General features: G+C 61.9%; 23 protein-coding genes. 13 read left to right on the forward strand and 10 right to left on the reverse strand.

Annotation, left to right across the window (positions count from 1 at the left end; translation table 11 throughout):
• Nucleotides 1-435: MFS transporter (locus tag NKF06_RS12835; protein WP_253245617.1), on the reverse strand; the 435-nt coding region annotated here is incomplete at its 3' end.
• A gap of 88 nt (nucleotides 436-523) precedes the next feature.
• On the reverse strand, nucleotides 524-1,165 hold the full coding sequence (locus NKF06_RS12840; protein WP_253245618.1) for an SDR family oxidoreductase: 642 nt from the start codon (nucleotides 1,163-1,165) through the stop codon (nucleotides 524-526).
• A gap of 164 nt (nucleotides 1,166-1,329) precedes the next feature.
• Between NKF06_RS12840 and NKF06_RS12845 the strand changes: the two genes are divergently transcribed.
• A complete protein-coding gene (locus NKF06_RS12845; RefSeq protein WP_253245619.1) occupies nucleotides 1,330-2,343 on the forward strand; it encodes an NADP-dependent oxidoreductase in 1,014 nt (337 codons plus the stop codon).
• Between the two features lie 110 nt (nucleotides 2,344-2,453).
• Nucleotides 2,454-3,704, forward strand: a complete 1,251-nt coding sequence (locus NKF06_RS12850; RefSeq protein ID WP_253245620.1) for an ABC transporter substrate-binding protein — start codon at nucleotides 2,454-2,456, stop codon at nucleotides 3,702-3,704.
• A gap of 73 nt (nucleotides 3,705-3,777) precedes the next feature.
• Here the strand turns inward: NKF06_RS12850 and NKF06_RS12855 are convergent, their stop codons facing one another.
• Nucleotides 3,778-4,536: an IclR family transcriptional regulator gene (locus NKF06_RS12855; RefSeq protein ID WP_253245621.1), complete on the reverse strand. Its 759-nt coding sequence runs from the start codon at nucleotides 4,534-4,536 to the stop codon at nucleotides 3,778-3,780.
• Between the two features lie 269 nt (nucleotides 4,537-4,805).
• Between NKF06_RS12855 and NKF06_RS12860 the strand changes: the two genes are divergently transcribed.
• The 7 genes from NKF06_RS12860 (at nucleotide 4,806) to NKF06_RS12890 (ending at nucleotide 12,106) form a co-directional block, all read left to right on the forward strand.
• Complete coding sequence (locus NKF06_RS12860) at nucleotides 4,806-5,831, forward strand: zinc-dependent alcohol dehydrogenase family protein (RefSeq protein ID WP_253245622.1); 1,026 nt, start codon at nucleotides 4,806-4,808, stop codon at nucleotides 5,829-5,831.
• A gap of 53 nt (nucleotides 5,832-5,884) precedes the next feature.
• Entirely contained in the window at nucleotides 5,885-7,318 is a 1,434-nt protein-coding gene (locus NKF06_RS12865; RefSeq protein ID WP_253245623.1) for an extracellular solute-binding protein, read from the forward strand.
• Nucleotides 7,319-7,322: 4 nt separating this feature from the next.
• Complete coding sequence (locus NKF06_RS12870) at nucleotides 7,323-8,261, forward strand: sugar ABC transporter permease (protein WP_253245624.1); 939 nt, start codon at nucleotides 7,323-7,325, stop codon at nucleotides 8,259-8,261.
• Complete coding sequence (locus tag NKF06_RS12875) at nucleotides 8,261-9,166, forward strand: carbohydrate ABC transporter permease (RefSeq protein WP_253245625.1); 906 nt, start codon at nucleotides 8,261-8,263, stop codon at nucleotides 9,164-9,166. The genes NKF06_RS12870 and NKF06_RS12875 overlap by 1 nt, the downstream gene beginning before the upstream one ends.
• Nucleotides 9,167-9,305: 139 nt before the next feature.
• Nucleotides 9,306-10,475 carry a sn-glycerol-3-phosphate ABC transporter ATP-binding protein UgpC gene (ugpC, locus tag NKF06_RS12880; RefSeq protein ID WP_253245626.1) on the forward strand — a complete coding sequence of 390 codons (1,170 nt, stop codon included), beginning with the start codon at nucleotides 9,306-9,308 and terminating at the stop codon, nucleotides 10,473-10,475.
• A gap of 120 nt (nucleotides 10,476-10,595) precedes the next feature.
• A complete protein-coding gene (gene dgoD, locus NKF06_RS12885; protein WP_253245627.1) occupies nucleotides 10,596-11,747 on the forward strand; it encodes a galactonate dehydratase in 1,152 nt (383 codons plus the stop codon).
• Nucleotides 11,748-11,959: 212 nt separating this feature from the next.
• Nucleotides 11,960-12,106, forward strand: a complete 147-nt coding sequence (locus tag NKF06_RS12890; protein ID WP_253245628.1) for a hypothetical protein — start codon at nucleotides 11,960-11,962, stop codon at nucleotides 12,104-12,106.
• A gap of 539 nt (nucleotides 12,107-12,645) precedes the next feature.
• On the opposite strand, the gene NKF06_RS12895 is transcribed toward NKF06_RS12890, so the two are convergent.
• Complete coding sequence (locus NKF06_RS12895; protein ID WP_253245629.1) at nucleotides 12,646-13,425, reverse strand: hypothetical protein; 780 nt, start codon at nucleotides 13,423-13,425, stop codon at nucleotides 12,646-12,648.
• Between the two features lie 311 nt (nucleotides 13,426-13,736).
• Between NKF06_RS12895 and NKF06_RS12900 the strand changes: the two genes are divergently transcribed.
• Nucleotides 13,737-14,195 (forward strand): type IV pilin N-terminal domain-containing protein, encoded by a 459-nt coding sequence (locus NKF06_RS12900; protein WP_253245630.1) that lies wholly within the window; start codon nucleotides 13,737-13,739, stop codon nucleotides 14,193-14,195.
• A 606-nt stretch (nucleotides 14,196-14,801) separates the two neighbouring features.
• Here the strand turns inward: NKF06_RS12900 and NKF06_RS12905 are convergent.
• Nucleotides 14,802-15,335, reverse strand: a complete 534-nt coding sequence (locus tag NKF06_RS12905) for a metal-dependent hydrolase (protein WP_253245631.1) — start codon at nucleotides 15,333-15,335, stop codon at nucleotides 14,802-14,804.
• Between the two features lie 209 nt (nucleotides 15,336-15,544).
• On the opposite strand from NKF06_RS12905, the gene NKF06_RS12910 reads away from it, so the two are divergent.
• Nucleotides 15,545-16,789, forward strand: coding sequence for a glycosyltransferase family 2 protein (locus NKF06_RS12910; RefSeq protein WP_253245632.1), 1,245 nt, complete (start codon nucleotides 15,545-15,547; stop codon nucleotides 16,787-16,789).
• An 80-nt stretch (nucleotides 16,790-16,869) separates the two neighbouring features.
• Here the strand turns inward: NKF06_RS12910 and NKF06_RS12915 are convergent, their stop codons facing one another.
• The gene (locus NKF06_RS12915) at nucleotides 16,870-17,340 is read right to left on the reverse strand and encodes an NUDIX domain-containing protein (RefSeq protein WP_253245633.1); all 471 of its coding nucleotides are present in this window, start codon (nucleotides 17,338-17,340) and stop codon (nucleotides 16,870-16,872) included.
• Nucleotides 17,341-18,273 carry a dTDP-glucose 4,6-dehydratase gene (gene rfbB, locus NKF06_RS12920; protein ID WP_253245634.1) on the reverse strand — a complete coding sequence of 311 codons (933 nt, stop codon included), beginning with the start codon at nucleotides 18,271-18,273 and terminating at the stop codon, nucleotides 17,341-17,343.
• 53 nt (nucleotides 18,274-18,326) lie between these two features.
• Here rfbB and rfbD point away from each other — a divergent pair, with 53 nt between their 5' ends.
• A complete protein-coding gene (rfbD, locus tag NKF06_RS12925; protein WP_253245635.1) occupies nucleotides 18,327-19,229 on the forward strand; it encodes a dTDP-4-dehydrorhamnose reductase in 903 nt (300 codons plus the stop codon).
• Here rfbD and NKF06_RS12930 read toward each other — a convergent pair.
• The 3 genes from NKF06_RS12930 to NKF06_RS12940 form a co-directional block, all read right to left on the reverse strand.
• Nucleotides 19,217-19,396 carry a hypothetical protein gene (locus NKF06_RS12930; RefSeq protein WP_004041942.1) on the reverse strand — a complete coding sequence of 60 codons (180 nt, stop codon included), beginning with the start codon at nucleotides 19,394-19,396 and terminating at the stop codon, nucleotides 19,217-19,219. The two genes, rfbD and NKF06_RS12930, sit on opposite strands and share 13 nt — an antisense overlap.
• Nucleotides 19,397-19,398: 2 nt before the next feature.
• The gene (locus NKF06_RS12935; protein ID WP_253245636.1) at nucleotides 19,399-20,472 is read right to left on the reverse strand and encodes a glucose-1-phosphate thymidylyltransferase; all 1,074 of its coding nucleotides are present in this window, start codon (nucleotides 20,470-20,472) and stop codon (nucleotides 19,399-19,401) included.
• Nucleotides 20,473-20,535: 63 nt separating this feature from the next.
• On the reverse strand, nucleotides 20,536-21,006 hold the full coding sequence (locus tag NKF06_RS12940; protein ID WP_004041940.1) for a dTDP-4-dehydrorhamnose 3,5-epimerase family protein: 471 nt from the start codon (nucleotides 21,004-21,006) through the stop codon (nucleotides 20,536-20,538).
• Nucleotides 21,007-21,177: 171 nt separating this feature from the next.
• Here NKF06_RS12940 and NKF06_RS12945 point away from each other — a divergent pair.
• Nucleotides 21,178-22,198, forward strand: a 1,021-nt coding sequence (locus NKF06_RS12945) for an oligosaccharide flippase family protein (RefSeq protein WP_253245637.1), incomplete at its 3' end; no start/stop codon positions are given.

The raw sequence follows: 22,198 nt of genomic DNA on the forward strand, positions 1-22,198 counted from the left end.
CGACTGCGTCGCGCGTTGTTCCGGGGGGACCGCGCTCCCGACGACGTTCGCGCCCGCGTTCCAGAACGTGACGTATGCGAGGCCACCGAGCACCCGCGAAACGAGGAGCCAGCCGTACGCGCCGGCGGTGGCCGCGTACCAGCCCCAGCCGCCGGCGACGACCAGCGCGACGGTCGCCAATCCGACCACGCGGCGCACCGAAAAGCGGTCGAGGACGACGCCGATGGGGACGCTCGTGACGACCGCCGTCGCGTACATGATGCTGACGAGCCAGCCCGCCGCGCTCGAACTCAGGCCGAGCGACTCCTGAATTGCCGGAAAGACGCTTGCCGGCGCGATTTCGTAAGCCGCGGCCGCCGTCGAAAGCAGGAAGAAGCCGACGACGATGCCCAGTATCTCGCGTCGTGTGCCCGCCGCGTCCGGTGTCGTACTCACGGTTTCGCTACCTGCTCGGCGGAGGAGTATGAAACCGCCTGATGTCGGTCCGGTCGCGTGGTGCCCGCGGGAGTTACGCGGGAGGTACTCAGTCGTCGCCACCGAGCGCCTGCTCGATGGGCGTCTCTCCACCCGTGAGATGCATCGTCTCGCCGACCGTCCGGTCGATATCGAGACAGGCGACGACCGCTTGGGCCACGTCGGCTCGCGGAATCTCGGGCGTGTCGTCACGTTCGTCGAGGGTCAGCGAGACGGTTCCGGTGCCCTCCGCGTCGGTGAGCCTCGTGGGGCGGAGAATCGTGGCGTCGAGTGACGACTGTTCGAGGTGGTCGTCCGCGCAGCGCTTGGCGACCAGATACGGGCGCAGGGGCTCGGGGCCCGCGAGCGGGTCGCCCGCGCCGACCGAGCTAATCATCACGAAGCGGTCGATGCCCGCGTCGACACAGGCGTCGACTACCCGCCGAGCGCCCCAGAGGTCGACCATCAGCGTCTTGTCCGCGCCGGTCGATCCGCCGGAGCCGGCGGTGAAGACGACCGCGTCGGCCCCGTCGAGCGCCGCGTCGAAGTCGCCTTCGAGGTCGCCCAGTCGTGGCTCGCCGCCGCGGTCGCGGACCGCCTCGAACTGCGATTCGTCGCGGACGACGCCGATGGGGTCGTGGCCGGCGTCCGCGAGTCGCGGGAGCAGTTCCCGTCCGATACCGCCGTTCGCGCCGATGACTGCGACCTGCATTGTTCGCCGTCGCATAGTCGGCCCGGCCAGATAGGGGCTGGGTTCGGCGAAGGTGGTGTCCGTGACTCGTCGCGGCGGAGCAGCGACGCCGGCCGTTTCCCGTCGAACCGGACGGTGCTGCTGGAAACAACACCGTCCTTACCGTCGCGGGTCGGTGTTCGGGTATGCGCGAAACGAACCGCGAGTGGATTTTTGCCGAGCGCCCCGAGGGCGAACCGGACATGGACAGCTTCGAACTCCGCGAGGGCGACCGCCCGGAGCCGCGACACGGGGAACTCCTCGTGCGCGTGCGATATCTCTCCGTCGACCCGTACATGCGCGGGCGGATGCGAGACGCGGAGTCGTACGCCGAACCGTGGTCGGTCGGCGACCCACTACAGGGCGGCGTCGTCGGCGAAGTCGTCGAAAGCAAAAGCGAGGCGTACGACGCCGGCGACTTCGTGACCGGCAACGGAACGTGGGCCGATTACAGCGTCCTCGACGCGAGCGAGGTCGCGCCCGTCGACCCATCCGTCGCGGACCTGCCCGCATATCTCGGCGTACTCGGGATGCCCGGCCGGACGGCGTACTTCGGCCTGCTCGAGGTGGGCGACCCCTCGCCCGGCGAGACGGTCGTCGTGTCCGGCGCGGCCGGTGCAGTCGGCTCCGTCGTCGGCCAGATTGCCAAGTTCAACGGCTGTCGCGTCGTCGGCTTCGCGGGCTCCGACGAGAAGGTGTCGTGGCTCACCGACGACCTCGGCTTCGACGCCGCAATCAACTACAAAGCAGTCGACGACTATCGCGCGGCGCTCGACGACGCCGCGCCCGACGGCGTCGACGTGTACTTCGACAACGTCGGCGGGCCCATCACCGACGCGGTGTTCACGAAACTGAACCTCGACGCCCGCGTCGCTATCTGCGGGCAGATTGCTCACTACAACGACGAGGGCGTCCCGACCGGCCCGCGAAAGCTCCCGCAACTCATCGCGCCGCGGGCGAAGGTTCAGGGACTGCTCGTCGGCGACTACGCGACCCGGTTCGAGCAGGCTAGCGAGCAACTCGGCGCGTGGGTCGCCTCGGGCGACCTCGAACACCGCGAGACCGTCGTCGACGGCCTGGAGAACGCGCCCGACGCGTTCCTCGGCCTGTTCTCCGGCGACAACATCGGCAAGCAGGTCGTCGGCGTGTCGGAACCCTAGCGTCAGCGCCGACCGCCGGTGAGGCGACGGCCGCGCCCCGTCGTGTCACTTGTTTTTAGCCCGGCCTAAACTTCGAAGCACCTATATTGGTTTAGGTGAGCCTAATTCGTATGAAACAGACCGACGAGAACGCGGGGCCGACGCGGAGAGACTACCTGAAGTACGGTGGTGCGCTTCTCGGTGGCGGGGTGCTCGCGGGCTGCGCCGGGCAGTCGGGCGACGACGGGACGACGACCGCGACCGAGGCCGCCACGGCGACCGAAACCGAGACGGAAGCCACCGAGACGACGACTGAAACCGAGACGGACGACTCCGGCTACACGGCCGAACTGTCGCCGGTCGGGACGGTCACGCTGGACGAGCCGCCGACGAACGTGTTCACCCACTTCCCGTGGTTCCCGGACATGGCGAGCGCGCTCGGGCAGGGCGATACCGTGAACAACCTCTGGTGGGACGGCACCGTCGCGGGTCTGGAGTACTTCACCGCCGGCTTCGACGACTTCGACATCGAGTGGGCCGACGCGGCGGGCGAGTACGGCTTCACGAAAGAGCGGCTGTACGAACTCGACAGCGACCTCCACCTCGTCGACCCCGCGTGGGTGTCCACGCAGGACAACTGGAACCAAACCGACATCGACGAGGTCGCGGACAACATCGGCCCGTGGTTCGGCAACTACTACAGCAATTTCAACTCCACGCCCCCGGAGGCGTGGGCCGACGGTTACCAGTACTACGACCTCTGGGAACTGTTCGACCGCGTCGCGTCGCTGTACGGCGAGCGCGAACGCTACGAGGCCCTGCAGTCCGTCCACGACGACCAGCTCACCACCGTCGAAGACGGACTTCCGGCCGAGTCCGAGCGCCCGACCGCCGCGTATCTCTCCATCTCGACGGACCTGTCGAGCATCTACCTCCTTCGCCTGAACGCGCCCGGCTACTGGAACTCCCACACCCGGCCGCTCGGCGCGGTCGACGCCTTCGGCGACGAGGAGTTCACGGGCCCGTTCCAAGAAGTCGACATGGAGGCGCTCCTCGAAGCCGACCCCGACGTGATTCTCACGCTGTGGACGGTCACCGAAACCGTCGATTTCGACGGGCTGAAGCAGAACCTCCGGGACGACCCGGTCGGCCGCGAACTGGCCGCCGTCCAGAACGACCGCGTTTACCCGCAGGGGACCCGGTGGCAGGGGCCGCTCATGAACCTGTTCCAGACCGAGATGACCGCCAAACAGCTCTACCCCGACCAGTTCGGCGACTGGCCGACCTACGAGGACGGCGACGACTACCCCGACTTCGGGGCCGACGAACAGTTGTTCGACCACGGGCGAGTCGAGGAAATCATCGCGGGCGAGAATCTGTAACCGCGTCGCTGGGGCGAGCGACTCGGGTCGTCTCGCGTTCGACGTCCGCGAGGCGACACGCTACCCGGTTGGGTCACCGCGTCAGGTCGACCTGAATCGATTTCGCGGTGCTGATGACCTGCCCGGTAATGTCCTCTTCGAGATACCGACCGGTGAGTCGACTCGACGGCCCGCAGACGCCGATGGCCGCGGCTGGCGCGCGCTCAGTCAGGGCAATCGACGACGCCACCCCGATAACCCCCGCAGATTGTTCTTCTCTGCAAAACGAGATGCCGTTCTCGCGAATCGTTCGGAGTTCGCCGCGGAGCACGTTGCGGTCGGTAATCGTCTCGCCGGTCCGTGCGTCGAGGCCGTGTTCGTCGAGGATGTCGTCGACGCGCTCGCGGCCGAGCGACGCGAGCATGGCCTTGCCGGGGGCCGTGACGTGGAGCGGGATGCGGGTTCCACACGCGTACGCGGGCGCCCAGTCGTTTGGCCCGTGAGCCATGTACGCGCAGATGCCGACGCCGTCTTCCTCGACGAACAGCGTCGAGACCTCTCCGGTGACCCGCGCCAAGTTATCGAGGTGGTGTCTCGCGGCGGTGAATACGCCGAGGTGGGACCGAACCTCCTCGCCGAGGGCCAACAGCCCCATCGACGCGAGGTACTTCCGATCTCGTTTCGTCACGTATCCGAGTTCCGCGAGCGTGTTGAGGTGCGTGTGTACGACGCCCTTCGAGAGCCCGACGTCGGCCGCGAGTTCGGTGACCCCGAGCGCCTCGTCGGACGCGACCAGTCGCTCGAGGATGCGAAACGAGTTCATCGTCGCGTCGACCGTCGTTGTCCCCGTCATCTCTGTAGTGCCACGAGGTGACACGGCTATATAGAAATTGTTTTTCAGAGCAGAACGATGCCCCGCGCCGCACACGCCCCAGTACACGCCTGATTGTTAATTATTATAGCTTATACAACAAATGGGGCGGCAATAGCTACCTCGTTTTGCTCTGCAGAACAATCTGAATCGGCCGATATTCGGTGGTATAGATCTCTAAACGAGCGGTTTCGATTCTTGCCATGGGGTTTTATCAATCAGTTTTTGAACGGATTGTCACGGTCGAACCAATGAAATCTGCCCAACTGACGGACACCCACACCGTAGCGATAACCGACACGGCCCGACCGCGCCCCGACGCGGACGAGGTACTGGTCGAGATACACGCCTGTGGCGTCTGCACCACCGACCTGCACATGTATCACGGCAATCTCGACGTCGACTTCCCGACGGTGCCCGGCCACGAGAGCGCGGGCGAAGTCGTCGATGTCGGGTCGGACGTCGACGGCTACGAAGTGGGCGACCGGGTCGCCATCAACCCGTCGGTGCCGTGCCACGAGTGTCGCGCCTGTAAGGCCGGCCGGGAGAACCTCTGTCACGATCTCACCTCCCTCGGCGGGGCCGCGAAACACGTCATCGACGGCGCGTTCGCGGAGTACGCGGCCGTTCCCGTGGGGAACGTCGAGGCGATTGGCGACCTCGACTACCGGACGGCCGCGTTCGCCGAACCGCTCGGGTGCGTCATCAACGGCATCGACCAGACCGACCTGACGAGCGGCGAGACCGTCGTCGTAGTCGGCGCGGGGTTCATCGGCCTGCTTCTCGTCCAGGCGCTCCGAGCGAGCGGCGCGGGGACCATCGTCGTCTCCGAACCCGTCGACGAGCGTCGAGCGGTGGCGAAGTCGGTCGGTGCCGACCACACCATCGACCCGACCGTCACGGACCCGACGACGGTGATTCCAAATCTCGTCGGCGACGTGGACATCGCCGTCGAGGCCGTCGGCCTCCCACAGACCATCGCACAGGCGCACTCGCTCACGGGACCGGGAGGCCGGACGCTCATCTTCGGCGTCCCCCCGAAAGACGCCGAGATCGAACTCTCGCCGTACGACCTGTTCTTCGAGGAACGCGAGGTCGTCACGAGCTACTCGCTCACGCCGGACACGTTCGCACGGGCAGTGCGACTGCTCCAGAACGGCCGTATCGACGTGGACACCCTCATCACCGACGAGTTCGGTCTCGCCGGTCTCGAAACCGCGTTCGACCAGATGGAGGACAACCGCGGGCTGAAGAAGATCATCTACCCGGCCCGGTAACGCGGCACAGCGCGACTGACCACACAGACACAGCACACACCACATCACTACCAATGACGAACGACCACAACCGACGAAGCTTCATCAAGACGGCAGCAGCAGCGGGTCTCCTCGGCGGTCTCGCCGGCTGTACCCGCGGCGGCGACCAGGCACAGAACAGCGGCGGCTCGACTGACGGCGATAGTACCGACGGCGACACCTCGACTGCATCGTCGTCCGAACCCGCCATCCCGCTCAGCGAGTACGACGCCGACATCGACTGGGCGCAGTTCGAGGGCTCCCAGATCAACATCGGTGCCGTCCAGCACCCGTGGGTTTCGGCGATCAAGCCGGCAATCCCCGTCTTCGAGGAACTCACCGGCATCGACGTTGTCTGGAACATCCTCCCCGAAAACCAGTTCCGGACGAAGCGACAGACCGACGTGAGCACCGGCGCTGGCCAGTTTGACGTCTTCTTCATGGATCAGGTGGTCAACCAGTACCGAAACGAAGGCTGGCTCCAGCCGCTCGACCCCTACTTCGAAGACGAGAGCCTGTACGACGAAGCCTGGTACCAGCCCGACGACCTCTTCGAGGCGTCGCGGTGGCAGGCCCACGGCGGCGGCTTCAGCGACGACTGGACCGGCCTGCCCATCACCGTCGAAGTGCAGACCCAGTTCTACCGGACCGACCTCTACGAGAAACACGACCTCGAAGTCGCGGAGACGCTCGAGGAGTTCCGCCAGAACGCCCAGACGATTCACGAAAACGAGTCGGAGGTCGTCGGCACCGTCGGCCGCGGACAGAAGGGCTACGGGATGAACATCTTCATCCTGAACATGCTCCTCCGCGAGATGGGGTCGTCCCTCTGGACGGAGTTCCCGTCCGACTCCGGGCTCGACTCGTCGGGTGTCATCGACGCGGCGACGTGGTACACGAACCTCCTGCGGGACTACGGCCCCGAAGGCGCGTCCACGCAGTCGTGGTCCGACGTGCTCTCGACGATGCAGGAGGGCCGCGCGGGCCACATCGTCGCCGACGCGAACCTGTTTTGGCCCGGCCTGACCGGCTCGGAGTCGTCGATTTCCGACACCGTCGGCATCGCGAAGGTCCCGAAGCCGGCCGACGGCGAGTTCGCACCCAACGCGTACAACTGGCAGATTTCGACGTCGAAGAACGCGGCGAACTCGAAACAGGCGTTCCTGTTCATGCTCTGGGCGACCTCGGAGCCGACGAACACGTGGATGCACCTCCACAGCGACGCCGCCTTCTCCGTCCGCCAGTCGGTCTGGGAGAACGACGAGTTCCGCTCGCAGGTCGGCGAGGAGTTCGCGCAGGTGACCCTCGAATCGCTCCAGTCGGCGTCGCCGGACCCGTTCGACCGGAAGTACCCCGAGTGGGGACAGCGCTACTCCGAGGAACTCCAGCGCGCCCTCGCGGGCCAGAAATCCCCCGAGGCCGCGATGACGACGGCCGCCGAAGTCGCAGAGGAGATCTACAGCGAGTGACGCCATGAGCACGCAAACACAGACCGAAACGACGACGACGAGCGAGACGGGGGTCGCCAGGCTGCGGGCGCTGTGGAACGACTACCTCCCGTACTGGTTCATCGCGCCGATGGTGCTGGTGATGCTGCTTATCACCTTCTTCCCCGGCGCGTACGACCTCTACCTCAGCGTCATCGAGGAGCCCACGTTCGACGTCTTCGCAGCCGAGTTCGTCGGCCTGCAGAACTACGCGACGGCGTTCGGCCGCGGGGGCGCGCTGCACTCGTTTATCATCACGGTGACCGTCGTCGTCAGCGCGCTCGCGCTCGAGAGCGTCCTCGGGTTCGGCCTCGCCGCGCTCGTCGCCGGCGTGGAGTCCGAGCGACTGCAGTCGTTCTACCGAGTGCTGTTCATCATCCCGATGGCCGTCGCGCCCGTCTCGCTCGCGACCATCGGCCGCATCATGCTGAACAGCGAAATCGGTGTCATCCCCTATCTCATCGAGGCGACGACGCCCTTCGCGGCCCCGGCGTTCCTCTCTGAGATTCCGCTGTTGACGGTGGTGCTCCTCGACACGTGGAACTGGACGCCGTTCATGTTCATCATCTTCTACGCCGGCCTCTCGTCGGTGCCCGACACGCTCATCGAGGCGTCGCGCGTCGACGGCGCGCCGCTGTGGCGTCGCTACCTCCACGTCGTCATCCCGTACATGAAGCCCGTGGTGTTCGTCGCCACGCTCATCCGACTCATCGACCTCTTTCGGACGTTCGGCGTCGTCTACGGCCTGACCCAAGGCGGCCCGGGGACGGCCACCCAACTCGTGAGCATCAACATCTACGAACAGATGTTCATCAACAACTCGCCGGGCGTGGCGGCCGCGATTGCGGTCGTCTACCTCGTCTTCGTGGTCGCCATCGCGAACATCGTCATCGCCAAGGTCGGCTTCGAGGGGGTGTGGGACTGATGGCGTCCGAGAACCAGTCTCGGTCTCAGTCCCACTCTCAGTCGCCCGTCGACACTGGGTCCCAGCGCCTCGACAAAGACACCCGCGAGACGCTCGTCAGCGTCGCCCGCCACGGGCTTCTGTTGGCGTGGTCGTTCGTCGTGTTGTTCCCGCTGTACTGGCTGGCGTCGATGTCGCTGAAGCCCCCGGGGCAAGCCAACGCGTTGCCGCCGGACTGGCTTTTCCTGCCGACGGTGTACAACTACATCCGGCTCGCACAGGACGGCGCGTTCCTCGCGGCGTTCGCCAACAGCGTCATCATGGTGTCGGCGTCGGTCGTGCTCGTGTTGCTCATCGGCGTGCCCGCGGCGTACGTCCTCTCGCGGTACGACATCCCGATGGAGCGGGACGTGCTCGTGTGGATTCTCTCCTCGCGGATGCTCCCGCCCATCGCCGTCGTCATCCCGTTTTTCGTCATCTTCCGGGAACTCAACCTCTTCGACAGCCGCATCGGGATGGTGTTCATGTACGTCAGCATCAACCTCTCGCTCGTCGTCTGGGTGATGAAGGCGTTCTTCGACGGCATCCCCGAGACGCTCGAAGAGGCCGCTCGCGTCGACGGCGCGACCCGGTTCCAAGGCTTCCGCAAAGTCGTCCTGCCGGCGGCGAAACCCGGCATCTTCTCGGTCGCGATTATCAGCTTCATCTTCGCGTGGATCGAGCTCCTGTTCGGACTCGTCCTGACGAACTTCAAGGCGGTCCCGGTGACGCTGTTCGTCTACTCGTTTATCGGCTCGCGCTCCATCGAGTGGGGGATGCTCGCCGCGGCCTCGATGGCGATGATTCTCCCGGTCGTCGTCTTCCTCGTCGCGGTGAACAAGTACCTCGCCGCCGGGCTGAGCTTCGGCGTGGTGATCAAAGAATGACACTGACCGACCCAGCACACCGCCGACGACCGTCGGCACGACAGCACGCATCGCTCGCGAACCACACCCGTACCCACACCCAGACTCACACCCACGCGGCGGGGACACACAGCCGCACCACGAACACGGAGACACACTCATGGCCAGTATCACCCTAGACGACGTAACGAAGGAGTTCGGCGAGGGCGGCGACGCGGTCGTCGCCGTCGACGACGTGTCGCTCGACATCGAAGACGGCGAGTTCGTCGTCTTCGTCGGCCCGTCGGGCAGCGGCAAATCGACCCTGATGCGGATGGTCGCCGGACTCGAAACACAGACCGACGGCGACGTGTCCATCGGCGACACGGTCGTCAACCAACTCGGGCCGCGCGCGAGAGACATCGCGATGGTGTTCCAGAACTACGCGCTGTACCCGAACATGACCGTCGAGGAGAACATGTCGTTCGGGCTCAAGATGTCGACCGACCTCTCGGCCGACGAAATCGAACGGACGGTGACCGAGACGGCCGAGATGATGGGTATCGAGTCGCTCTTGGACAACACGCCCGGCGAACTCTCGGGCGGCCAGCAACAGCGCGTCGCGCTCGGGCGCGCCATCGTCCGCGACCCGAACGTGTTTCTGATGGACGAGCCGCTGTCCAACTTGGACGCGAAGCTCCGGACGACGATGCGCACCGAAATCAACCGCCTCCAGAGCGACCTCGGCGTGACGACGCTGTACGTCACCCACGACCAGACCGAGGCGATGACGATGGGCGACCGTCTCGTCGTCCTCAACTACGGCGAACTCCAGCAGGTCGGCACCCCGCTGGAGTGTTTCTACCGGCCGGCAAACCGGTTTGTCGCCGGCTTCATCGGGTCGCCCTCGATGAACTTCTTCGAGGGCGAGGTCACGGACGGCACGCTCGTCGCCGACGGCTTCGAGTACGACCTCTCGGAACGCATGCGGGGGAACGTCGGCGACCGGACCGCGGTGACCCTCGGCGCGCGCCCGGAAGACTACACGCTCTCCGAAGCGCCCACGGACAACGGCTTCGAGGTCGTCGTCGACGTCGTCGAACCGATGGGCAGCGTCTCGTACGTGTACGTCCGGTCGGTCGCGGCGTCCCACGACGAGACGTTCGTCGTCGAAGTCGACGGACAACAACCCATCAGCGAAGGCGAACGGTTGTACGCGCACGCCCCGGCGACGGACGTCCACCTGTTCGACACCCAGACCGGCGAGACGATTCACCAGCGAGAACTCACCGACGACGCGAAGAGCGCGCTCTCACAGCCCCTCGAAAACGCGAGCGCCGGGGCTGACTGACCACGCTCGCTGACTACCCTCGAATCGACAGCGCCAGTCTCATGCTCACGGCCCGGTCACTGTCGTCGAGACTCGGCGATTCCCCCGCGCATTGAAGTATCCACTCCGGATTGTGCGACCATGCACATCACGGATTACGAGCTGTTCGCGGTGCCCCCGCGGTGGCTGCTGCTCAAACTGGAGACGAGCGACGGCCTCGTCGGCTGGGGCGAGCCCATCGTGCAGGGTCGCCTCCGGACGGTCCGGGCTGCGGTGGAAGAACTCGTGGAGGTGTACCTACTGGGCGAAGACCCGCTTCGCACCGAGTACCACTGGCGGAAACTGTACCAAAGCGGGTACTATCGCGGTGGCCCGGTTCTCATGAGCGCGCTGTCCGGTATCGACCACGCGCTGTGGGACATCAAAGGGAAACACTACGACGCCCCGGTGTACGACCTTCTCGGTGGCCACGTCCGCGACCGGATGCCCGTCCACCAGTGGGTCGGCGGCGAGACGCCGGAAGAAGTCGCCAAAGAGGCGATTCAGCGGCGCGACCAGGGCTACACGGCGCTCAAGATGAACGCGACCAACGAGTTCGGCCCGCTGGAGCCGCCGGCCGCCGTCGAGACCGCCCGCAAGCGCGTCGCCGCCGTCCGCGAGGCGCTCGGCGACGACCTCAACCTCGGCGTCGACTTCCACGGGCGCGTCTCGAAGTCAATGGCCTCGCAGTTGGTCGAGTCGCTCGAACCCTACGGCCTGATGTTCATCGACCAGCCCGTCCGCCCCGAGCACTCCGAGGCGCTCGCCGCGCTCGCCGAGGGGACGACCACCCCGCTCGCGACCGGCGAACGATTCTACTCTCGCTACGATTTCAAGCCGCTTTTGACCGAGGGGTCGGTGTCGGTGCTCCAGCCGGACGTCACCCACGTCGGCGGGATTACCGAACTCCGGAAGGTGATGACGATGGCCGAGGCGTTCGACGTGTCCGTCGTCCCCCACTGTCCGTTGAGCCCGGTCGCCTTCGCCGCGAACCTCCAAGCCGGCTTCGCTTCTCACAGCGCAGTTATGCAAGAACAGGACCTCGGCCTCCACGACCCGGACGAGAGCGTCGGCCTCGCGTATCTCGACGACCCCCACCAGTTCGACTTCTCGGACGGCTTCGTCAAGCGACCGACCGGCCCGGGACTGGGTATCGACGTGGACGAGGCGTACGTCCGCGAGCGCTCCCAAGGCGAGGTCAACTGGTACAACCCCGTCTGGCATCACGACGACGGCCGACTCGCCGAGTGGTGAGCGGGTGTCGACTGACTGTTTGTGGACCTGACGATCCACATTCGAATCGACCCACTGAGACGTGGCTATAGGGGCAGAGATCGTCTAGAAACACTTTTGAGAATAAGGTTAGCTAGGAAACATGAGTGATATGTTTCAACAATCCGACCCTCGCGTAGACTGGATCGTGGTTGGCCTCCGAACGCCTGCTAGTGACACCGACACCGGGAGCGATGAGTGAACCGTCATCGTTCGTCGAGCAGACGAAAGTCCACCTGCACAAAGCCCTCGAAACGAACGACCCCGACGAGAAGAACTTCCACCTTCGGACTGCGCTGCAACTCTGTGCGTGCGACGGCGTGACCGAGCAGTCGGACTAACACCGTCGATTGACGCCGTTCTCAGCTCTCGAGCATCACAATCGCCGAGCGATGAGCCACCCGTGACAGCGACGCGTCCCATTCGGTCTCGGACAGCGTCATCACCCTGGGCGGAGCAACTCGATGGTGGTCACCTCGCGTGAACTGGGACGCCACCCAGCCGAGTTCGTGTTCGCGGTCAATCAGTATGCAGACGATTATATTATCGCGTGCATAGAACCTCCGGGGGAGCGTCATCCAGACGCACTCGCCCGAGTCGACAGTTCGAATTAGAGTATGTCTGTTTTGTTGGATAGTTTGAATATAATGTGTTTCTCGACATATTTTCGATCGAGGATCGTCGATGTCTTCCCTCCGTATAATGAGGAAAATTCCTATAATTCACGGCGAAAACTCTAACTATTGAATTAATTCGGTTATTTTATTGGTTTACTGTGGTTGCTTGTGTTGAACTCACTACCGATAAGTCAATTCACTCAGTTATCGAGAATGTATTGTGGGATGAGTAGTCGACACCACAGTCTGGGTTTCCCCGGAACTCACCGCACGCCGAGTCGGCGCGCGGCCGTCGCCGACAGATACACGCCATTCGTACCGACCGAGACGGGTTCGTCGGTCACTTGTGAGACGAGCGCCGCGAGTTCACGACGAAACGCCTCGTTTCGCTGTTCGAGCAGCGGGGTCGTCGCCTTCCCGTCGAGTTCCGTCCCTCGGCTATCGACGTACACCTCGACGAAATCGACCTGTATCGACAGCGGCGCGTCGTCGAGGTACGCCGGGAGCGAGAGCGTGTCCAGCCGGGCTTTCGGGCCGACCGGCGCGCCGGCCGCGGCAAGCACACGACCCAACACCGCGGCGTCGCGTCGCGGGACGAGTTCGGTCGCGCGTCGCTCGTCGTCGGTGTGAATCGTCCGGTGGCCCGTACCGAGTGTCGTGAGCGCGTCGGCGACGGTGTCGCGGGTTGCCTCGTCGACGACGAACGACGGCCGGTAGTTCTCCAGGGCGATGCTCCCCGTCGCGAACACCGCGGCGACGAGGCGGTTGAGCGCACGCGCGGCTGGCTGGCGGAGTGAGTCGGGGAACCAGCCGCGTTCGATGGCCGTCTGCAGCCCGCGGACCACGTCCGGGACGCTCCCATCCATCCACTCGCGGACGCGACTCCGCGGGAGACCGAGGGCGGTGCTGACCGCGGTCGACCCCTTATCAGGGTTGGCCGCGGCATAGTCCATCGTCTCGCGGTACTGCAGGACGTACTCCCACGGGTCGGCGACCGGCGTTGCGTACGTCCGCGCGACTCCTGGCTCCGTCGCAAGCGGCATGAGAGTCCGAACGTGTTGCTCAAAGATAACTATCGCGATTCAAGACATTCATGATAGGTATGACAATCGCGACTCGTTAACGCGGTTCTGCTGCGTTGTTTCGATGGATTCTCCCATGAATTGTCTGTGTTTGTGATTGTTCCGTGCTATGAGATAGTCACTCAATCTATCTTTATTAGCATGCCCGACATATGTTTGGTTGTAAGCCCACAGGGGTCGCGGGTATGCAACAGGTACCTCATCTGTTCGCTGCGTGCGACACGCGTCGACCACCCGTCGATGGCCGTCTGTTCGGGCACAGGAGACATACAATGCAACTTACACACCTCTTCAAAGACGACGCTGCTGTTTCGCCCGTTATCGGCGTGATTCTGATGGTCGCGATTACGGTCATCCTCGCGGCCGTCATCGGCACCTTCGTCCTCGGTCTCGGCGACCAAGTCGGCGACACCGCCCCGCAGGCGAGTTTCGGGTTTGACTTCGACAACGACGGCGGGGCGGCTGACGAGGCACAAGTGACGATCACCCACGAATCTGGTGACGCAGTTGACGCCGACCGACTGAGCATCTCGATTGATGGGGCTGCCCCAGACGGCACGAACTACATCGAATCAACGGCCTTCAGCGACCAAGTCAGCGCAGGGGATAGCGCGCTGATTACTGTCGGCTCCACGGATACCACGTGGTCCGGTGAAGTCATCCGCGTCGTCTGGACGTCCGAATCCGGTTCGAACTCTGCAACCCTGCAGAAGCAGACCGCTCCGCAGTAACGACCCAATTTTATCTGTTTTTGAGAGCTGAGTACGCTGTCCGAAGCTGACTAGCGGCACCTTCAAGCTCTACCGATTCAACCGAACAACATCATCACACTGAGGACAGTCCGCGAACACGCCAGTCTCGTCGTCTTCCGTCTCGAACTCGATTAACACGTGATATTCGTGCAGTTCCGTCTCGCAGTCCGGGCAACGGCCAATCGTCGTTGACTCGTCGATCATAGGGTGGCTGGGAGCGTGTGTCGTACGTGCGTGCTCCTAGCCTTGACTACCGGAACCACGAGTATATCGATTGGGATTGCACTAACCCGTGTTCGCACGAGATCGACGCCGACCGGGGAGTGGTCTTCGACGACACGCACGCCACTCTCTCAGCGGAGACTGCGGGAACCAATCCCCTGCAAGCGTCGCGAGTCGGTGACTCACCGACCACTGTGGTGGTCACTCAGATGCGCAGTCGTCGTTCGATGTTGGGTGCCGAGCTGACAACTCGTTCCTACCCCCAATACTGGCGTATGTTAGCACGGGACAAAATAGTTGGGATTCTAACTATTCTCGTCGCGGCTTGTGAAACAAACATATGTACGTTATATCGTTGGAGTGTCACGCCGCCGGTCGCCGGCGTCGTCGATAGACGCTCACGAGCCAGATAGCCACGGCTCCGGCGAACAGCAGATATTGGAACTGCAGCTGCGGGCTGTCGAAGCCGGCGTTGAGAATCCGCACCCACGGGGCGATGTCGTCGCTCGGGTACTGGAGGCCGGGCACGACGGGCCACAACAGAAAGCCGAGTTCGCGCCACTCCTGTCGGAGGATGAGGAGATACGAGTCCCCAAGGAGGTGTGACGCGATTGCGACCGCGAGGACGCGAGCTTCGGACTCGTAGCCCTTGTGTGTGAGATACCGGACGCCGAGGAAGACGACCGGGGTGAGTATTAGGAGTGAATGCGCGAGCGACCGGCCGTTCGGGAGCACGCCCGCGTAGGCCAGCGGCTTGTCGATAATGTCCGGCAGTTGCGTCCCTATCGCGAGGAGCGCGAGCGTCAGGCCGTGGGGGTACTGGAACTCCCAGTCACGCACGCGAGCGAGGGCCACAATGGAGAGATAGCCGAATGCGAGGTGGCCAAGCGGATACACACGCCGATGGAGGCGCGTCCCGCCCATAAACTCATTCATCGAAATTGTATTCGCATATATATTCTCAATATTATATTCTGTCTACACAGAGTGCTCAGACGATAAACTCTTTACGAGGCTCTCCGAGTCAACACAATAGAAACCGTTCGTCGAGTGCACCGAACACTGCATAGTGATTCGGCGGTGCTCACAACAGGTGGTCAACCTCTATGGGAACGTCAAGCGCACACAACGACACTCAGCATGCACAACAGCTGAGTAACGGCAAACACGGTACGTCAGCATCGGATATCCAACTCAGTGGTGATGAGTTGCTTTTGTCTGCAGACAGCGACATCACGCCCACGCTCTCGGTCGTGATGCCCACCCTCAACGAAGAAGGCGGCATCGCCCAGTGTATCGAGTGGGTCAAAGCCGCCCTCGAGGACATGCAAATCTACGGCGAGGTCGTCGTCGCAGACAGTTCGGATGACCGCACGCCCGAGATCGCCGAAGAGAATGGTGCGGTCGTCATCGAACCCGACGGCAAGGGCTACGGCTACGCGTATTTGTACGCCTTCGAGCGCGTCCGCGGCCAGTACATCGCCATGGGCGACGCTGACTGTACCTACGACTTCAAGGAGCTGCCGAAGCTCCTGAACATGGTTCGGTCCGGTGATGCAGATATGGCTATGGGGTCGCGACTGGAGGGTGAGATCTTGCCCGGCTCGATGCCACCGCTGCACGAACACGTCGGGAATCCCTTGTTGACGAAGTTCCTCAACGTGTTCTACGGCGCTGGCGTGAGTGACGCACACAGTGGGATGCGTGTCTTTACTCGCGACGCCTGGGAGACCATGGAGTGTTCGTCGACGGGCATGGAGTTCGCCAGCGAGATGATTATGGAGGCCGGTGCGAAGGACCTCGAGATCGAAGAGAAGCCGATTACCTATCACCCGCGTGAGGGTGAGGCGAACCTCGAGAGCTTCCCTGATGGCTGGCGACACGTTCGGTTTATGCTGGTCAATGCGCCCGGCTACCTGTTCTCCGCGCCTGGGTTTGGGTTGTCTGTGGTCGGTGTACTGGCGCTCCTGTTAGCGTGGACCGGCGTCGAGATCGGCGGCGCGCAGTTCGGGATTCACACCGGGATTGGTGGTGGCCTGCTGACGCTTGCTGGCTTCCAGTTGATGCTGTTCGGAGCGTTTTCGACGGTGTCTTCGGATCCGGTTCGTGGTGCGTCGGATCCGTTTACGACGTGGTTCACCGAGCATATTTCGCTTGAGAGAGGGGCGACGATCGGGTCGCTCGTGTTCCTTGCTGGGCTCGCCTACGGTGGGTTCCTGGCGTTCACGTGGGTGACCAGTGGGTTCAGTGCGCTCCCGATTGCCGTTGCCGACGTCGTGGCGACCGTGGCTGTGGTGGTCGGGTTGCAGATGGTGTTCGGGTCGTTCCTGTTGGGTTCGCTCGGCGAGTAATCCGGCACCACTTTTCTCGCGACGTTCCCTTCGATTACTGAAACTGAGCTGAACCTGAAGACGCGTTGGTTCTGCCGTGCTTACTCGAGCGCGTTGAGGTATCGCTCGACGTACGGGTGGAGGTTTTCGTACGGCGGTTCGAAGACCTCCAGTTTGCTATGTTGGGCGTCCATCTCGAGATTGTCGTCGTCGAGTGTCACCTCGAACGCAGTCGCAAGGTAGTGTTTCGAGTCCACGCCGTCGACCTCCGAGGTGTCGTAGAAGTGTTCGAATGTCCCCAGTCGCGACTCGATCGTCACATCGACGCCTAACTCCTCGTCGGCGACACGGTGGACAGCGTCCGTCAGCGTCTCGTTTTTGAACACGGTCCCACCAGGGACGAACCACTCGCCACGTGCGGGCTCGTTCTCACGGAGGCCGAGGACGACGCCGCCCTCGTGACGAATCACGAGGTCGACAGAGACCAGCGGGACGTTCGCGACGATTGCTTCCCACTCGTCGTCGGGAATCCACGTGTCCTGCTCGTCCGCCTGGGTGCGTTGGTCGGCCATCTATTCGTCGTCGCCGAGGTAGTAGTCGACGCAGGCGTCGAGGCCGTCTTCGAAGCTCCACTTGGGCTCCCAGCCGAGCGCCTTCGTCTTCGTCGCGTCGATGGCGTAGCGCTGGTCGTGGCCCGCGCGGTCCTCGACGAACTCGATTTGGTCTTCCGACCCACCGGCGGCCTCGAGAATCTTCTCCGTCGTTTCGAGGTTCGACAGTTCGACACCGCTGCCGATGTTGTACACCTCACCGATGGCTCCCTCTCGAAGGACCACATCGAGTGCTGCGCAGTTGTCTTCGACGAAAATCCACTCGCGGACGTTCGAGCCGTCACCGTAGACTGGGAGCGTCTCGCCGTTCGCAGCGCGCTGGATGAACTTCGGAATGAGTTTCTCCGGGTGCTGCCGTGGACCGAAGTTGTTGCAGGTTCGCGTGATGAGCGTCGGCAGGTCGTGGGTTTCCCGGTAACTCTGGACGAGTAGGTCCGCCCCGGCTTTCGTCGCCGAGTAGGGGTTCCGTGGCGCGAGTGGGTCGTCTTCCGTGAACTTTCCTTCGTGAATTTCCCCGTACACCTCGTCGGTCGAAATCTGGAGGAACCGGTCGATGTCCGCATCGAGGGCGGCATCGAGGAGCGTTTGGGTTCCCTGGACGTTCGTCGAGACGAACGGTTCGGCCCCGCCGATAGAGCGGTCAACGTGTGACTCCGCAGCGAAGTTCACGATGACGTCAGTATCGGCCACGAGGTCGTCAACGAGCTCGCGGTCGCGGATGTCGCCCTCGACGAACTGATGGTTTGGGTGGTCGAGATAGCCGGCGAGGTTGTCACGCGACCCGGCGTAGGTGAGCGCGTCAAGCGTGACGACGGAATCGTCGCCGTTATCGAGCAGATACCGCACAAAATTCGAACCGATGAATCCAGCACCGCCAGTAACGAGTACGTCCATATGCCACCAACAGAGGCAGCATATATTTACATTTTCATCGACACAACGAGTACATGTACGCATTCGTCACCGGCGCTAACGGCTTGCTCGGGAGTGTCGTCGTCCGGACGCTCCGCGAGCAGGGCCACGCGGTCGTCGGCGGCTATCACTCCGAGGAACCTGCCTTCGACTGTCCCCTCCACCAAGTCGATATCACGGATACTGAACGGGTCGTCGCATTGCTTGATGAGTACGACGTTGATCTGGTGATTAACTGCGCCGCCTATACTGACGTGGACGGTTGTGAATCGAATCCCGAGGTGGCGACTGCAGTAAACGGAACCGCGCCAGGCGATCTCGCGGCGGTGTGTGACGACCGCGAGATTCCGTTCGTTCACTACTCGACGGACTACGTCTTCGACGGCGAGACAGACTCCTTCTACGAGGAGGATGACGAGCCAGCGCCGATTCAGGAGTACGGCCGCTCGAAGCTCGCCGGCGAGCGCGCTGTCCGTGAGGTGAATACTGATGCACTCATGCTCCGCCTGTCGTTCGTCTACGGCGCACGCGGTGATACGGGCGACCTCGTCGGCTTCCCCCAGTGGGTTGCCTCAACGCTCGCTGCGGGCGACACGGTCCCGCTGTTCACCGATCAGGCGATGACGCCCAGTCGGGCTGGCAACGTCGCGACGACCACGCTGGAACTGCTCGATGCCGGTGTGTCGGGGACTTTTCATGTTGCGAGTCAGTCGGCCGTCACGCCCTACGAGTTCGGCGAAGCGATTTGTGGTGTGATTGACGGCGATGCGACACTCATCGAGTCGTCGGTCATGGCCGACCTCGACCGCCCGGCGGCGAGGCCGCGACGCTCGTGTCTCGATGTGTCGAACGTAGAAGGCGAACTCGGTCGGCCCCAACCGACATTGGACGCCGACCTCGCGGCGCTCGAAGCCGCGTTCAGCGATTACAGTTCGTAGCTGGCTTTGTTGTCGAGGAAGTGCTCCTGGTCAGCCTGGTCGAGGTCCGTAAAGCGGAGGACGTTCTCACAGCCCAGTCCGGGGCACTTCATCACGCGGTTCGATTCGAGTTCGTTCGCGGAGACGACGGTTCCGCACTGCGTGCAGGCGTGGGTGATGATGTGCATGGTTAGAGTTTCAGTTGGGAGTTCTCGCCGACGACGAGGCGGCGGCCCTCCGGGAGGAAGTCGTCCGCACTTCCGATGTTCGCGCCCTTCCCGAGGAGGCTATCGACGATGCGACCGGAGGTGTTGATGGTCGATTCACCGATAACGACCGAGTTCTCGATGTGGACGCCTTCGAGCATCGAGTCCGGGCCGACTGACGTGTACGGGCCGACGTAGGTGCCCGACTTGATGACCGCCCCGTCGGCGATGGAGACCGGGCCACGGACGACTGCGCCGTCTTCGATGGTCGCTGACTCCGCGAGTTCGACGCGGCCGTCGACGGTCGCATCGTCGCTGATGGTACCCTGTTTTCGGAGCGACTTGTCTTCGAGGACGAGTTGGTTCGCCTCGAGGATGTCTTCGGGCTTGCCGGTGTCTTTCCACCAGCCTTCGACGACGTGCGAGTCGATGGCGTAGCCGTCCTCGAGGAGCGATTGAATCGCGTCCGTGATTTCGAGCTCGCCGCGCCACGAGGGTTCGAGTTGCTCGATGGCGTCGAAGACCGCGGGCGAGAAGACGTACATCCCGATGAGTGCGAGATTCGTCGGTGGCTCGTCCGGCTTCTCGATCAGCTGGGTGACGTTGCCCTGGTCGTCGACGTCCGCAATCCCGAACTGCTGTGGGCTCTCGACTTCCTGCAGAGCGATTCCCGCACCGAAGTCACCCGACTCGAAACTTTCGACGAGGTCGACAACGCCCTCTTTGAGGATGTTGTCGCCGAGGTACATCACGAAGTCGTCGTCACCGACGAAGTCCTTCGCACAGCCCGCCGCGTGTGCGAGGCCGAGGGGGTTGCCTTGAACGATGTAGGTGATTTCGACGCCGTAGTCGGAGCCATCGCCGAGGAGGTCCTGGATTTCCTCGCGGCCCTTGTGGCCGAGGATGACGCCGATTTCGGTGATCCCAGCTTCTTTGAGGTCTTCGACTGCGTATTCGAGGACGGGTTTATTCGCGACCGGGACGAGTTGCTTCGGCCCGGTGTGGGTAATGGGTCGGAGACGAGAGCCTGTGCCTCCTGAGAGAAGTACGCCTTTCATCGATATGAGACGATACCTTACACGGTACTAAATAAGTTTGTGCCCTGCTGGCAGGCGACCGACTCAGCCGTGAATCTCTGCGTTCCAGTCGTATGGAATCCGGTCGTCGTCGTACGGAATCCGCTCTTCGTCGGGGTCTTCGTAGTCGTAGAGGTTCGTCGGGTAGTTGATGAGCAGCGACGGCTCGTCGCCAATGGCCTTGAATCCGTGCCAGCAGTCACCGGGAATGCGGATGACCTGCTGGTTGTGTTCGCCGATGACGAACGTGTCGAGTTCTCCCTGCGTGGGCGAGTCCTCGCGGTCGTCGTAGATGCCCACCGTGATGCGGCCCTTCGGACAGACGAAGTGGTCGATCTGCCCCTCGAGATGGCGATGCCAGGCTCGCACGACTCCGGGGTACGTCATCGAGTAGTAGGACATCTCCGGGTCGATTTCGTATTCGTCCCAGTCGCTGCGGAACACTTCGACCAAGTGGCCGCGCTGGTCGGCGTTGACTTGGAGGTCGCGGACTTCGACGTCGTGGATGTTTGGCATCTTCATACGTAGAGTAATGTCCAATAATTATAACATTACTGATTGGAAAAATCTGGATTACAAATTCACTAGCACCAACCATTTTTGATACCACCGTCAAGCACAAATTGATCTGAACCAAAGAGTTGAATAGCGTGTTTTTGGATGTCAAAGTGAAGAAACGCGATTATAATGAGTATTGCAAAATCAAGTAGTAAGCTGTTCGCTGCAAAATTATCAGGGGCAGCGATTCAATTCCTTGGTATCGCTTTTTTCGCACGACAGATGGGGTCATCTGCTATTGGAACATTTTTCTTATTCCAAGCATTGATTGGAATGTTCTCTATTCCTACAGATTTAGGTCTGCGTGGTGCAGTTGAAAAGCGAATTAGTGAGGGGAAATTCCAAGGAGAGTTTCTAGCTAGCGCGATTGTTCTCAAAATTGTTGCTGGTGTTGTGATTTCACTACTGATTTTGTTATTCGAATCGTATATTAATGGATACCTTGGTGAAAAATTGGCAATTCTTCTTGTGTTTGCTTTACTACTTCAAAAGATCTCTCAATTGTCAATAGTGACGCTAAAGGGTGAACTAAGAGTAGGAGAAACAGCACTCATTGAATTCACACGTCAGGCTGTGTGGGTTGGTATGGGTGCAGCTTTAGTGTTACAGGGCTTTGGCGTTGTTGGACTCATTTACTCTCTATTATGTGGGTATGTGATTGAATTAGTCTGGGGGTGGAGCAAGGTTTCTGTGAAACTGCGAGTACCATCCAGAGCTCACATCTATTCAATAACTGATTACAGTAAATATAATGTAATCTCGTCTGTTGGCGGATACGTTTATAGTTGGATGGATATCGCGATTATTGGGCTGTTTCTAACGCAATCTCACGTGGCAGCATATGAGATTGCATGGCGAGTAGCTAATGTGGTTATATTGTTTAGCCGAGCAATTGCGAACGCGCTATTTCCTCAGGTTAGTGAATGGCATTCACAAGGTGCGGATAAACAGATCGAAGAACTCATTCCAAATATTTTGACATCCTCATTAATATTCGTTATACCTTCCTTCTTTGGAACACTCTTATTATCTGACCAAATCTTAGGGATAGTCTTTGGTCCAGAATATGTGTTTGCAGGAATTGTGTTGATAATACTGATGTTCGACCAAGTCACAGAAGCTGTTCAGGTTGTATTTGGACATTCCTTGC

The organism is Haloferax sp. AB510, assembly GCF_024136985.1.
Classification (GTDB): domain Archaea; phylum Halobacteriota; class Halobacteria; order Halobacteriales; family Haloferacaceae; genus Haloferax.

What these genes read in the sequence shown, in the direction of transcription:
- NKF06_RS12840 (WP_253245618.1), bottom strand. Translation starts at nt 1,165, where the DNA reads ATGCAGGTCGCAGTCATCGGCGCGAACGGCGGTATCGGACGGGAACTG.
- NKF06_RS12845 (WP_253245619.1), top strand. Translation starts at nt 1,330, where the DNA reads ATGCGCGAAACGAACCGCGAGTGGATTTTTGCCGAGCGCCCCGAGGGC.
- NKF06_RS12850 (WP_253245620.1), top strand. Translation starts at nt 2,454, where the DNA reads ATGAAACAGACCGACGAGAACGCGGGGCCGACGCGGAGAGACTACCTG.
- NKF06_RS12855 (WP_253245621.1), bottom strand. Translation starts at nt 4,536, where the DNA reads ATGACGGGGACAACGACGGTCGACGCGACGATGAACTCGTTTCGCATC.
- NKF06_RS12860 (WP_253245622.1), top strand. Translation starts at nt 4,806, where the DNA reads ATGAAATCTGCCCAACTGACGGACACCCACACCGTAGCGATAACCGAC.
- NKF06_RS12865 (WP_253245623.1), top strand. Translation starts at nt 5,885, where the DNA reads ATGACGAACGACCACAACCGACGAAGCTTCATCAAGACGGCAGCAGCA.
- NKF06_RS12870 (WP_253245624.1), top strand. Translation starts at nt 7,323, where the DNA reads ATGAGCACGCAAACACAGACCGAAACGACGACGACGAGCGAGACGGGG.
- NKF06_RS12875 (WP_253245625.1), top strand. Translation starts at nt 8,261, where the DNA reads ATGGCGTCCGAGAACCAGTCTCGGTCTCAGTCCCACTCTCAGTCGCCC.
- ugpC (WP_253245626.1), top strand. Translation starts at nt 9,306, where the DNA reads ATGGCCAGTATCACCCTAGACGACGTAACGAAGGAGTTCGGCGAGGGC.
- dgoD (WP_253245627.1), top strand. Translation starts at nt 10,596, where the DNA reads ATGCACATCACGGATTACGAGCTGTTCGCGGTGCCCCCGCGGTGGCTG.
- NKF06_RS12890 (WP_253245628.1), top strand. Translation starts at nt 11,960, where the DNA reads ATGAGTGAACCGTCATCGTTCGTCGAGCAGACGAAAGTCCACCTGCAC.
- NKF06_RS12895 (WP_253245629.1), bottom strand. Translation starts at nt 13,425, where the DNA reads ATGCCGCTTGCGACGGAGCCAGGAGTCGCGCGGACGTACGCAACGCCG.
- NKF06_RS12900 (WP_253245630.1), top strand. Translation starts at nt 13,737, where the DNA reads ATGCAACTTACACACCTCTTCAAAGACGACGCTGCTGTTTCGCCCGTT.
- NKF06_RS12910 (WP_253245632.1), top strand. Translation starts at nt 15,545, where the DNA reads ATGGGAACGTCAAGCGCACACAACGACACTCAGCATGCACAACAGCTG.
- NKF06_RS12915 (WP_253245633.1), bottom strand. Translation starts at nt 17,340, where the DNA reads ATGGCCGACCAACGCACCCAGGCGGACGAGCAGGACACGTGGATTCCC.
- rfbB (WP_253245634.1), bottom strand. Translation starts at nt 18,273, where the DNA reads ATGGACGTACTCGTTACTGGCGGTGCTGGATTCATCGGTTCGAATTTT.
- rfbD (WP_253245635.1), top strand. Translation starts at nt 18,327, where the DNA reads ATGTACGCATTCGTCACCGGCGCTAACGGCTTGCTCGGGAGTGTCGTC.
- NKF06_RS12930 (WP_004041942.1), bottom strand. Translation starts at nt 19,396, where the DNA reads ATGCACATCATCACCCACGCCTGCACGCAGTGCGGAACCGTCGTCTCC.
- NKF06_RS12935 (WP_253245636.1), bottom strand. Translation starts at nt 20,472, where the DNA reads ATGAAAGGCGTACTTCTCTCAGGAGGCACAGGCTCTCGTCTCCGACCC.
- NKF06_RS12940 (WP_004041940.1), bottom strand. Translation starts at nt 21,006, where the DNA reads ATGCCAAACATCCACGACGTCGAAGTCCGCGACCTCCAAGTCAACGCC.